The sequence below is a fragment of the Gemmatimonadota bacterium genome (assembly GCA_039715185.1).
Classification (GTDB): domain Bacteria; phylum Gemmatimonadota; class Gemmatimonadetes; order Longimicrobiales; family RSA9; genus DATHRK01.
This window is the reverse complement of record JBDLIA010000093.1, coordinates 1-12,303: the sequence shown is the minus strand read 5'-3', so window position 1 is coordinate 12,303 and position 12,303 is coordinate 1. Positions and strand designations below refer to the sequence as shown.

The 12,303-nt window shown below is 65.7% G+C and carries 10 protein-coding genes; all 10 read right to left on the bottom strand.

The annotated features are described in order from the left end of the window. Positions 1–41: 41 nt before the first annotated feature. The gene (rpoC, locus tag ABFS34_13755) at positions 42–4,355 is read right to left on the bottom strand and encodes a DNA-directed RNA polymerase subunit beta' (GenBank protein ID MEN8376506.1); all 4,314 of its coding nucleotides are present in this window, start codon (positions 4,353–4,355) and stop codon (positions 42–44) included. Between the two features lie 6 nt (positions 4,356–4,361). Continuing rightward, positions 4,362–8,603, bottom strand: coding sequence for a DNA-directed RNA polymerase subunit beta (gene rpoB / locus ABFS34_13750; GenBank protein MEN8376505.1), 4,242 nt, complete (start codon positions 8,601–8,603; stop codon positions 4,362–4,364). A gap of 443 nt (positions 8,604–9,046) precedes the next feature. Then, entirely contained in the window at positions 9,047–9,424 is a 378-nt protein-coding gene (gene rplL / locus ABFS34_13745) for a 50S ribosomal protein L7/L12 (GenBank protein ID MEN8376504.1), read from the bottom strand. Between the two features lie 34 nt (positions 9,425–9,458). Further along, positions 9,459–9,989, bottom strand: coding sequence for a 50S ribosomal protein L10 (gene rplJ, locus ABFS34_13740; protein ID MEN8376503.1), 531 nt, complete (start codon positions 9,987–9,989; stop codon positions 9,459–9,461). After that, positions 9,986–10,702 (bottom strand): 50S ribosomal protein L1, encoded by a 717-nt coding sequence (gene rplA, locus ABFS34_13735; protein ID MEN8376502.1) that lies wholly within the window; start codon positions 10,700–10,702, stop codon positions 9,986–9,988. The genes rplJ and rplA overlap by 4 nt, the downstream gene beginning before the upstream one ends. Further along, positions 10,702–11,127 (bottom strand): 50S ribosomal protein L11, encoded by a 426-nt coding sequence (gene rplK / locus ABFS34_13730; GenBank protein MEN8376501.1) that lies wholly within the window; start codon positions 11,125–11,127, stop codon positions 10,702–10,704. The genes rplA and rplK overlap by 1 nt, the downstream gene beginning before the upstream one ends. 123 nt (positions 11,128–11,250) lie before the next feature. After that, positions 11,251–11,808 carry a transcription termination/antitermination protein NusG gene (gene nusG, locus ABFS34_13725; protein MEN8376500.1) on the bottom strand — a complete coding sequence of 186 codons (558 nt, stop codon included), beginning with the start codon at positions 11,806–11,808 and terminating at the stop codon, positions 11,251–11,253. After that, entirely contained in the window at positions 11,805–12,017 is a 213-nt protein-coding gene (secE, locus tag ABFS34_13720; GenBank protein MEN8376499.1) for a preprotein translocase subunit SecE, read from the bottom strand. The genes nusG and secE overlap by 4 nt, the downstream gene beginning before the upstream one ends. A gap of 4 nt (positions 12,018–12,021) precedes the next feature. Beyond that, positions 12,022–12,174 carry a 50S ribosomal protein L33 gene (rpmG, locus tag ABFS34_13715; GenBank protein MEN8376498.1) on the bottom strand — a complete coding sequence of 51 codons (153 nt, stop codon included), beginning with the start codon at positions 12,172–12,174 and terminating at the stop codon, positions 12,022–12,024. Positions 12,175–12,206: 32 nt separating this feature from the next. Further along, a partial coding sequence (locus tag ABFS34_13710) for an elongation factor Tu (GenBank protein ID MEN8376497.1) occupies positions 12,207–12,303 on the bottom strand: 97 nt, incomplete at its 5' end.

The window sequence follows — 12,303 nt, the reverse complement described above, 5'->3', positions numbered from 1 at the left end:
ACGGGCCGTCTCGTGCCGCAGGCGAGCGCCAGGCTCGCCGACTACTCCGCCGCCGCCATTTCCTCCCCCGCCGGGAAGGCGCGGAAGAACGGTCCTTCCTCGGCCGCGGCGATCATCTCCTGCTCGGTCGATCCCTCCGCCTCGACGAGGAACTCCACGTCGGAGTGGCGATAGATCCCCGTTCCCGCGGGGATCAGGTGACCGATGATGATGTTCTCCTTCAGACCCTTGAGGTCGTCGCGCGCGCCACGCACGGCCGCATCGGTCAGCACCTTCGTGGTCTCCTGGAAGGAGGCCGCGCTGATGAAGCTCTCCGTGGTGAGGCTCGCCTTGGTAATGCCGAGCAGCAACGGCTCCGAACGCGCCGGCTTCTTCTCCTCCTCCAGCGCCTGGGCGTTGATGTCGCGGAAGATCGCGCGGTCGCAGTTCTCGCCCTCCAGCAGCTCCGTGTCGCCCGGATCGGTGATCCGCACCTTCTGGAGCATCTGGCGCACGATCACGCCGATGTGCTTGTCGTTGATCTTCACGCCCTGCAGGCGGTACACCTCCTGGATCTCGTTCAGTAGGTACTCCTGCACCGCGCGCGGGCCCTTGATCTGCAGGATGTCGTGCGGGTTGACCGGCCCCTCGCTGAGGCGATCACCGGCCCGCACCTGGTCCCCTTCGTGCACGCGCAAGTGCTTGCCGACGGGGACGTCGTATACGCGCTCTTCGGCGTCCTCCGGCACGATGATGATCTGACGCTTGCCTCGCTTGATGTCGCCGAAGCGGACCGAACCGTCGATCTCCGTGACCACCGCCGGGTCCTTGGGACGCCGCGCCTCGAAGAGCTCCGCGACACGCGGCAGACCGCCCGTGATGTCGCGCGTCTTGTAGACCTCACGGCTGATCTTGGCGAGCGTGGCGCCGGGTTGCACCGCCTCTTCATCGGCCACGGTGAGCTGCGCCCCCACCGGCACGATGAACTCGCGCAGCTTCTTCCCCTTGCCGTCGCGAATCTCGATCATCGGGTGGAGCCGCTTGTCGCGGTCCTCGATGATCACCAACTGGCGGCGCCCGGTGGACTCGTCCAGCTCCTCCCGGACCGTCTCTTCTTCGACGATGTCGATGAAGTGGATCGTGCCCTTGTGGTCGGCCACTATCGGCTCGGAGTACGGATCCCAGCTGAACAGCAGGTCGCCCGCCTCCACCTCGTCGGCCTCTTCCACCGCGAGCGTGGCTCCGTAGGGCACGGAGAGTCGGCTGCGCACCGCGCCCTCCTTGGTCTTCATCACGATCTCGCCCTCGCGGCTCGTGACCACCCGCAGCTTGTCGGGGGTCTGGACGAAGGTGATCCGCTCGAACGAGATGACTCCGTCGACCTTCGACTTGCGCTGCGTCTGAGCCGCGATCCGGGCCGCGGTGCCGCCGATGTGGAACGTCCGCAGCGTCAGCTGCGTGCCCGGTTCGCCGATGGACTGCGCGGCGAGAATCCCGACCGCTTCGCCCGTATCCACCATGGCCAAGGTGGCCAGATTTCGGCCGTAGCACATCTGGCAGATGCCGCGCTTGGCCTCGCACGTGAGCACCGAACGGATCTTCACGTTCTGGATGCCCGCGTCCTCGATCGCCTCCGCGGCCTCTTCGTCGATCAGCTCGCCCGCCTCGACGAGCGTCTCGCTGTCGATCGGATCGACCACCTCATCGAGCGCCACGTTGCCGACGATCCGGTCCGCGAGCGGCTCGATGATGTCCTCACCCTCCTTGAGCGCCGTGGTGTCGATGCCGAGCACCGTACCGCAGTCATCTTCGGCGATGGTGACGTCCTGCGCGACGTCCACCAGGCGACGCGTCAGGTAACCCGCGTCCGCCGTCTTGAGCGCGGTGTCCGCGAGACCCTTGCGAGCTCCGTGCGTGGAGATGAAGTACTCCAGCACCGTAAGGCCCTCGCGGAAGTTGGACTTGATGGGGCTCTCGATGATTTCGCCGATGCCACCCGTCAGCTTCTTCTGCGGCTTGGCCATCAGGCCGCGCATGCCGGCGAGCTGGCGCATCTGGTCGCGGTTACCGCGCGCGCCCGAGTTCATCATCATGAACACGGGGTTGAAGCCGCCGCGGCTGCGCTCCAGGTGGCGCACCATGGCGTCCGCCACGTCGTTGTTGGCGTGCGTCCAGGTGTCGATCACCTTGTTGTAACGCTCGCCGAAGCTGATCACGCCCTTCTGGTAGGCGCGGTTGAAGCGCGCCACTTCCTGATCGGCCTCGCCCAGGATTTCCGACTTCTCGCCCGGGATCTGCAGGTCCGCGAGCCCTACCGAAATGCCTCCCATCGTGGCGTAGCGGAATCCGAAGGACTTGAGCGAATCCAGGAACTCGGTGGTCCGGCTGAGACCCACCTCGCGGTACGCCTTGGCGATGATGTCGGCGAGCTCGCGCTTGCCCATCGTGTTGTTCCAGAAGCCAAGATCCTCCGGCACGATGGAGTTGAATATCGCCCGACCGATCGTCGTGCGGACCCACTTGCCGCGCCGATCCTCGGTGTCTTCCTCGCCTTCGATCTGGCGCCGCTCCACCCAGAACCAGCAGGGCGAATGGAAGCCCACGCGGCCCAGCTCGAGGGCGGCCTCGGCCTCGGCGAAAATACCGTAGCGCGGCGCGTCCGCGTACGCCTCGTCCAGCTCCTGGTTCGCCTTGTCGCGCTGCGCCTTGGGCAGCCGCACGGAGGCAGCGCGCTCCTCCAACCCCTGCACCAACGCCGGCGCCTTGGTCAGGTAGTAGCAGCCTATGACCATATCCTGCGTGGGACTCGCGATCGGGCGTCCGTTGGACGGCAGCAGGATGTTGTTCGAGGCGAGCATGAGCACTCGCGCCTCGATCTGCGCCTCGAAGCTGAGCGGCAGGTGCACCGCCATCTGGTCCCCGTCGAAGTCGGCGTTGAACGCCGCGCACACGAGCGGGTGGATGCGGATCGCCTTGCCCTCCACGAGGACAGGCTCGAACGCCTGGATCCCCAACCGGTGCAGAGTCGGGGCCCGGTTCAGCAGCACCGGGTGGTCGCGGATGATGTCCTCGAGCACCTCGTAGACCTTGGGGTCCTCGCGCTCCACGATCTTCTTCGCGCGCTTGACCGTCTCGGCCTCACCCCTCTTCTCCAGCTCGTGGATGATGAAGGGCTTGAAGAGCTCGACGGCCATCACCTTGGGCAGGCCGCACTGGTGCAGCTTGAGCTCGGGGCCCACCACGATCACCGAACGGCCCGAGTAGTCCACGCGCTTGCCGAGCAGGTTCTGGCGGAACCGGCCCTGCTTGCCCTTGAGCATGTCGGACAGCGACTTGAGCGGCCGCTTGCCTCGCCCGCGAATGGCCTTCGAGCGGCGGCTGTTGTCGAACAGCGCGTCGACCGCCTCCTGGAGCATGCGCTTTTCGTTCCGGAGGATGACCTCCGGCGCGCGCATCTCCATCAGCTTCTTCAGCCGGTTGTTCCGGTTGATGACCCGGCGGTACAGATCGTTCAGGTCGCTGGTCGCGAAACGCCCGCCGTCGAGCGGCACCAGCGGCCGCAGGTCTGGCGGAATCACGGGTACGACGTCCAGGATCATCCACTCGGGCCGATTGCGCTGCTCCGGGGTTCGCCCCGAGTTGCGGATGGCGTCCAGCACCTTGAGCCGCTTCAGCTTCTGCTTCTTGCGGTGCTGGCTGGTCTCGTTCGCCACCTCGTAGCGGAGCCGCTCCGCCAGGCGATCGATCCCTCGACCGTCCTTGTTCCGATCGTCGATGGACCGATCCTCCTCGTCCAACCGCATGAGCAGCGTGCGGACGGCCTCCGCGCCGATCTCGGCCTTGAACTCGTCGTCTTCTTCTTCGCGCGCCTTGATGCGCAGGTCGTAGTACTCGTCCTCATCCAGCAGCTGCTGGTATGTGACCTCCTGCCGGCCCGGCTGAGTGACCACGTACGCGGCGTAGTAGATCACCTTCTCCAGGTCACGCAGGGTCATGCCCAGGAGGTAGCCCATCTGGCTCGGCAGCGTCTTGAAGAACCAGATGTGGGCCACCGGCACGGCCAACTCGATGTGGCCCATGCGCTCGCGGCGAACCTTGGACAGCGTCACCTCCACGCCGCACTTGTCGCAGATGTGGCCGCGGAAACGGATTCGCTTGAACTTCCCGCAGTGGCACTCCCAGTCCTTCACAGGACCGAAAATGCGCTCGCAGAACAGCCCGTCCCGCTCTGGCTTGAACGAGCGGTAGTTGATGGTTTCCGGCTTCGTGACCTCTCCGTACGACCAGCTCCGGATCTCCTCGGGGGAGGCGATCCTCAACTGGATGAAATCGAAGTCACTGGAACGCGGCTCGCGCGTGCGCGGAAAATCGATCATGTATCGTTACTCCTCACGTCCGAGCTTTACGCTCAACCCCAAGGACTGAAGTTCCTTCACGAGCACGTTGAACGACTCTGGAATGCCTGGCTCCGGCAGGTTGTCGCCCTTCACGATCGCCTCGTAGACGCGCGAGCGCCCCGACACATCGTCGGACTTGACCGTCAGGATCTCCTGGAGCGTATGCGCGGCCCCGTACGCCTCCAACGCCCACACCTCCATCTCACCGAAGCGCTGCCCGCCGAACTGCGCCTTCCCCGCCAGCGGCTGCTGGGTGACCAGCGAGTACGGTCCGATGGAGCGCGCGTGGATCTTGTCGTCCACGAGGTGCGAGAGCTTGAGCATGTAGATCTGGCCGACGGTGACCGGGAAGTCGAACTGCTTCCCGCTGCGGCCGTCGCGCAGCCAGACCTTGCCCGCCGCCGTGATGCCGGCCGCCACGAGCAGCTCCACGATGGCTGCGTCCAGCCCCATCCCCTCCGAAAACGTGCGCTTGCGCCTGAGCGCCGAGATCGCCGGGAAGGCGTCCTCGACCTTCGCATCGCGCCGCTCGGCCAACTCATCGGCCGCGGCCACGAGGAACGCCTTGACGCTGCCCAGGGTCTTCTTCATCGACTCGTCGACGCCCTGGCCGAGGTACGCGTCCAGGTCCCCGCCCACGGTTTCGGTGCCCATGCCGTAGCCGGCGGCGCCGTTACCCCCGCCGGTGCCCCCACCGCTCACCGCGCCTCGATCGGGCGCCTGGTCGTGAATCAGCCTGATGAGCGCTTCGGTCTCGGCCTTTCCGAATTCGGGGAAAGCCGTCTGCAAGCGCGCCGAACGGGCGGCCCAGCTGAGCCCGCTGAACTTGAGCAACGCTCCGACCTCGTCCTCGGACGCACCCTGGAAGACGGGCGTCTTGGCCTCGAAACCGAGCATGTCGGCCACCCACCCCAGGTGTGTCTCCAGGACTTGGCCGACGTTCATGCGGCTCGGCACGCCGAGCGGATTGAGGACGATCTCCACGGGCCTGCCGTCGGGCAGGAAGGGCATGTCCTCCTCGGGCACGATGCGGGCGATGATGCCCTTGTTGCCGTGCCTGCCCGCCATCTTGTCGCCGACGCTGATCTTGCGCTTCTCGGCGACGTAGACCTTGACGAGCTGCACCACACCGGGAGGCAGCTCGTCGGGCTGGAAGACCTTGTCGATCTGCTCCTCGGTCTTCTCGCGGACGCGCCCGATGCGCTTCTTGGCCTCGTCGATGACGAGGCGGATGCGCTCGTTCGCTTCCTTGTTCTTGACCTTGAGCGTGGTCAGGTCGATGTCGCCGAAGTCGATGTCCTCGAGCGCCTTCACCAGGAGCTTGGTGCCCTCTTCCAGGTACGGCTCCACGGTTCCGTGCCGCAGCATCAGCGACGCCGTCTGGCCCTTCAGCAGCTCGCGCAGCTCCTCGTCGCGCGCGTCACTGATGCGGCGGATTTCGGTGCGCTCGAAGGCCCTCAGCTCGCCGATGCGAGAGCCCCGTTCCTGCTCGAGCAGCGGATCGTCGATCCGGCGGCTAAAGACCTTCACGTCGATAACCGTACCGGTCAGCCCCGGCGGCACCTTGAGCGAAGAGTCTTTGACGTCCTTGGCCTTCTCGCCGAAGATCGCCGTCAGCAGCTTCTCTTCCGGCGAAAGCTCGGTCTCCCCCTTGGGGGTGATCTTGCCGACCAGGATGTCACCCGGGTTCATGCGCGCGCCGATCCGCACCACACCCCGCTCGTCGAGCTGTACGAGGCCCTCTTCAGCCACGTTCGGGATTTCGCGGGTGATCTCCTCCATGCCGCGCTTGGTGTCGCGCACGTGGAGCTCGAGCTCCTGGATGTGGATCGACGTGTAGACGTCCTCCTTCACCAGCTTCTCGCTGATGACGATCGCGTCCTCGAAATTGTGTCCGTACCAGGGCATGAAGGCGACCAGCACGTTGCGGCCGAGCGCGAGCTCGCCGAACTGCGTGGACGGGCCGTCCGCGATGATCTGCCCCGCCTTCACCTTGGCGCCCTGCTTGACCAGGGGGCGTTGGTTGATGGCGGTGTCCTGGTTGGTCCGCCAGAACTTCTTCAGGCGATAGCGATCGAACTGCGCCAGCTTGGCCAGCGGCTCGTCCGACTTACCGGGCGACACCGCGCCGGTGTCCACGATGATCTCATCGGCGGTCACCCGCTCCACGACGCCCGGACGCTTGGCCAGGATGACCGCGCCGGAGTCGCGCGCGACCTTCTCCTCCAGACCCGTGCCCACGAGCGGCGCCTCCGGGTACAGAAGCGGCACCGCCTGGCGCTGCATGTTCGAGCCCATCAGCGCGCGGTTGGCGTCGTCGTGCTCGAGGAACGGAATCAGCGCGGCGGCCACCGACACGAGCTGGTCCGGCGCCACGTCCATGTAGTCGATGTCGTCCGGCCGGGCGAGCGGGAAGTCTCCTCGATAGCGGCACAGCACGAACTCGTTGGCGAAGTGCCCGTCTTCGGTGAGGGGCGCGTTCGCCTGGGCTATCGTCGCGTCCTCCTCCGCGTTGGCGTCGAGCCAGACGATCTTATCGGTGACCTTGTTCTTCACCACCTTGCGGTACGGCGTCTCGACGAAGCCGAGGTTGTTGATCCGCGAGTACGTGGTCATGCTGGTGATCAGACCAATGTTCGGGCCTTCCGGGGTCTCGATCGGACACATCCGCCCATAGTGCGAATAGTGCACGTCGCGGACCTCGAAGCCGGCGCGCTCACGCGTCAGGCCGCCGGGCCCCAGCGCCGACAGCCGCCGCTTGTGCGTCATCTCGGCCAGCGGATTGGTCTGGTCCATGAACTGGCTGAGCTGGCTCGACCCGAAGAACGCCTGGATCACCGCGCTCACGGTACGCGCGTTCACCAGGTCGTCGATGTTCATCTTTTCGACGTCCGTGGTGATCGACATGCGCTCCTTGACCAGCCGCGCCATGCGCGAGAGGCCCACCGAGAACTGATTCGCGATCAGCTCGCCCACCGTGCGGATGCGCCGGTTGCCCAGGTGGTCGATGTCGTCCACGAAGCCACGCCCCTCGTGCAGCTCGATGAGGTAGCGGAAGATCGCGGTGAAATCCTCCTGGGTAAGCACCGTGGTGCCCGCCGGCGTATCCAGCCCGAGCCGCTGGTTGATCTTGTAGCGGCCCACGCGCCCCAGGTCGTAGCGCTTGGGGTTGAAGAAGATTCGCTCCAGGGCCAGGCGCGCCGTCTCCATGTTGGGCGGCTCGCCCGGGCGCAGCAGGGAGTAGATCGCGCGCAGCGCGGACTCCTCGTCCGAGGTCGGATCCTTCTTCAGCGTGTTCTTGAGGAGCGGGCTGTCGCCGCGCGAGGACTCGGCCTGACCCGCGAAGATCGAGACCTTCTTGATCCCGGCGCGGTGTAGCTGCTCGATGACCTCTTCGGTCAGCTCCTGCGCGACCTCCACCAGCACTTCGCCGGACTCCGGATCCACGACCTCCACGGCCGCGAGCGCGCCCAGACCCTCACGGCGCGCGCCCTTGTCGGCGTCCTCCAGCTTGGGCACCGTGATCTTCCGCTTCTTGTAGAAGATCTGAAGGATGGCTTCGTCGGTGCCGTGACCGAACGCGCGCAGCAGCGCGGTGGCCGGGAACTTCTTCTTGCGGTCGATGTGGACGTGGATGACGTCGTGGATGTCGATCGTGAACTCGACCCACGAGCCCCTGAAGGGGATGATCCGCGAGCTGTATAGCTTCGACCCGTTGGGGTGGATCGTCTCCTCGAACACCACCCCCGGAGAGCGGTGCAGCTGGCTCACGATGACCCGCTCGGCGCCGTTGATGATGAACGTGCCCAGGTCAGTGAGCAGCGGCAGGTCACCGAGGTAGACTTCCTTCTCGATGATGTCCTGCGGCCGCGGCTCGCCGTCCTCGCCGTCCTCCACTTCCTCCCAGACGATGAGACGCAGCAGCGACTTCAGGGGCGCGGCGTAGGTCATGTCGCGCTCGATGCACTCGTCCACCGTGTACTTCGGTTCGCCGAGGCTGTAGCCCACGAACTCGAGCGAGAACTTCTCGTTCACGTCGCTGATCGGGAAGATCTCCCTGAAGACCCGCTCCAGCCCTACGTCCTCCTGCACTCCCGACTCCGCCTCGGTGCGAAGCAGCCTCGAAAATGCTTCCAGCTGGACGTCCAGCAGATTGGGCATGGGCATGGCGTCCGGTAGCTTGCTGAACGTCACCACCGGTCGCTTGCCGTTCAAACGTGTAGCCAAGAGGAACTCCCCCTTCCGATTCCCTCAGAATCCGACTCGGGCCGGCGGGCACGCGCGGATGAGTCACGCCGCGCGCCGCCGTTCGTCGACGGGTGTGAAGCGCAGAAACCCCCGACCGCCGACGGCGGTGGGGTTCTGCGAAGCGATGATCTGTACGGCTGGCGTCCCCGTAGGCCGCTTCCAACGCGGCACGGCCATTCGGCGCCGCCATGCATCCGCCGGCTCATCGTTGGAACTCCTCGCCGTAGCGAAGGCTACGCCTCGTCGTTCCGCCTTGATCCGGCGGCGCCGCCACCACCTCGGCGGCTCGTGAACGTTGGAAACTGCCTACTTGCATCGGCGCCCTCGGCTGAAGTTGCGGTCGCACTTCACCGCCCTCGATCCGTCCAGGGGCGGCTCGCCGGTCCCGCGCCACGCTGGCGCAGACCGGAGCGGCGGCGACGCTACTTCAGCTCGACCGTAGCGCCTTGCTCTTCGAGCTTGGCCTTGATCTGCTCGGCCTCGTCCTTCGAGACGGCCTCGCGGACGGGCGACGGAGCGCTGTCCACCAAATCCTTGGCCTCCTTGAGTCCCAGGCTGGTGACCTCGCGAACCGCCTTGATCACCTGGATCTTCTTGCCGCCGATCTCCGTGAGAATGACGTCGAACTCGTCCTTCTCGACCTCTGCCTCGGCGCCACCGGCCGCCCCGCCACCGGCCGCGACCGGAGCCGCGGCGACGGCGGTGACGTTGAACTTCTCCTTGAAGGCCTCGACGAAGTCCGCGAGCTCCATCACGGTCATCTCGCCGATCGCGTCGAGCAGCTCTTCCTTGTTCGCCATCTCGCTATCCCCTTGTTCTTCGCACCGATGAGGGTCAGGAACCCGCCGCGTCCCTCTGGACGCGCAGGGCATCAATCAATCCGGCTACCTCGTAGAGCATCGCCTGCATGAGAGCGGCGAGTTCCGCCATGGGCGCCTGCATCGCCCCGGCCAGCTCCGCCAGGAGCTGTTCCCTCGGAGGCAGCTTGGCGAGCTTGCCGACGCCCGTGGCGTCCACCTTCTCGCCTTCCACGATGCCGACCTTCACGGTCGGCTTGTCGTCGTGTTCCTTCGCGAACTCCCAGATGACCTTGGCCGGCGTCACGGCGTCCTGCGTGCCGATCACCAGTCCCGTGGGGCCGATGAAGAACTCGGCTATGTCCGGCACCTCGAGCGCCTCCACCGCGCGTTGCGCCATCGAGTTCTTGACCACGAGGTACTCGATCCCTTCCGCGCGCAGCTTTGCGCGGAGCTCGGTCATGCTCTTGACGTCCAGCCCGGTGAAGTCCGTGAGGTAGAACGCGCGCGCCGCATCCAGCTTGCCCGCGATTTCCTTCACGACCTCCTGCTTGACTTCGACCTTCATGACGCCGCCCCCGCCGACGTGCGGCGATAGAGGTTCGGATCGATCTTCACGCCGGGGCCCATCGTGCTCGATACCACGACGTTGCGAACGTAGGTGCCCTTGGCGGCGGACGGCTTCGCCCGCACCACCGAATCCATGAAGGCCCCCAGGTTCTCGTCCAGGCGCTCGGCCTCGAACGACACGCGACCGATCGGCGCGTGCAGGTTGCCGGTCTTGTCGACCCGGTACTCGATCTTCCCCGCCTTCACCTCGCCCACCGCCTTGCCCACCTCGAACGTGACGGTCCCGGCCTTGGGATTGGGCATGAGGCCACGCGGCCCCAGTATGCGCCCCACCTGGGCCACCTGGCCCATGACGTCCGGTGTAGCGACGACGGTGTCGAAGTCCAGCCAGCCCTCTTTGATCTTGTCGATGTGCTCCATGCCCACGTAGTCCGCGCCGGCGTCCTCGGCCTCACGGGCCTTGTCGCCCTGCGCGAGCACGAGCACCCGAACCGCCTTGCCCGTGCCGTGCGGCAGCACGACTGTGCCGCGCACGATCTGGTCGGCGTGCTTGGGGTCCACGCCCAGGCGGACGGACACCTCGACGGTCTCGTCGAACTTCGCGAACGACGTCTCCTTGACCACCTTGAGCGCGTCCAGCGGAGTCTCGAAGCGAAGATCGGCCGGCACCGCGGCGACTGCCTTCCGGTAGTTCTTTCCGCGCTTCGGCATCAGCCCTCCACCGTGATGCCCATGGACCGCGCCGTGCCCTCGATCATGCGCATGGCGGACTCCACGTTGGCGGCGTTCAAGTCGGGCATCTTGGTCTCGGCGATCTCGCGGACCTGATCCTTGGTCACCGAGCCGACTATCTCCACGTGCGGCACGCCCGAAGCCTTCTGCAGGCCCGCCGCGCGCTTGAGCAACACGGCGGCCGGCGGAGTCTTCGTGATGAAGCTGAAGGAGCGGTCCGCGTAGACCGTGATCTCGACGGGAATGAGGATCCCGCCGCCCTGTTGTGTTCTGGCGTTGAACGCCTTGCAAAACTCCATGATGTTGACGCCGTGCTGACCCAACGCCGGACCCACGGGGGGCGCAGGGTTGGCCTGGCCGGCGGGCACCTGGAGCTTTATGAACCCGATGACCTTCTTTGCCATGTATACCCTTCGTGCTCCCTGCTGTATCGACGGCGTGGTGTGCCCGGGAGCGTGGGCTGCCACACCGCGCGCGCAAAAAGCTTCGCCGCCCGAGCGGGCGGCACCGCCGACCTGCCAGGCCGGCTAGAAGCCTCTGAGCTGCGTGTAATCCAACTCCACCGACGTGGGCCGGCCGAACAGGCTCACCTCCACCTTGACCTTGCCCTTGTCGTCGTCCACCTCCTGCACCGTTCCGCTGAAGTCCGTGAACGGGCCCTCGGTCACCTCCACCACCTGACCGATCCGGAACGGGATCTCTTCCTTCGACTCGACCTCGGCCACCTCCGGCTCGAGTCCGAGAATCTTGGCCATCTCGTCCTCGCGCAGGGGCTGCGGCCGCGCGCCGCCCCCCACGAACTTGATGACGCCCTGAATGCTGTTGACGGTATGCAGCGACTGTTGGTTGGCTCGCATACGGACGAGCACGTAGCCCGGATAGAGTCGCTTGGTCACCGTGACCCGCTTGCCGTTGCGGATCTCGGCCACATCCTGCGTCGGCACCAGAGCCTCCTGAATGTCCTTCTCCTCGGGCGTCTCACCGGGAAGTTGGCCGATGCGATGGTCGATCAGCCTCTTCACCTTGTTCTCGTGACCCGAGTAAGTCTGGATCGCGTACCAGCGCGCTTCGTCCAACACGATCACCCCGTGAACACGTCGATGATGAGGTTGATGACGTTGCTGACGCCCAGATCCATCGCCCAGATGATGGCGGCCACGACGATCACGAAAAGGAGGATGACGAGAGTGGCCTGACGCAACTGCGGCCAGTCGGGCCAGGTTACCTTCTTCATCTCCTCGACCGTCTGGTCGAAGAAGACCTTGGTCCTCTCGATGTTGTCGGCTACAGCCATCTATCTACTTGGTTTCCTTGTGCGCCGTGTGCGCGTTGCACCGCGGACAGTGCTTCTTCCACTCGACGCGCTCGGGGTGCAGTCGCCGGTTCTTGGTCGTGTGATAGTTCCTGGCTTCGCACTGGCTGCACGCCAGGATGACCTTGTCGCGTGCCATGCTAGTGTTCCGTTGTCAGAGTTCCCGCGCCCCTACTCGATGATTTCGGTAACGACGCCGGCGCCGACGGTGCGGCCGCCCTCACGGATGGCGAAGCGCAGCTCGGACTCCATGGCGATGGGCGTGATC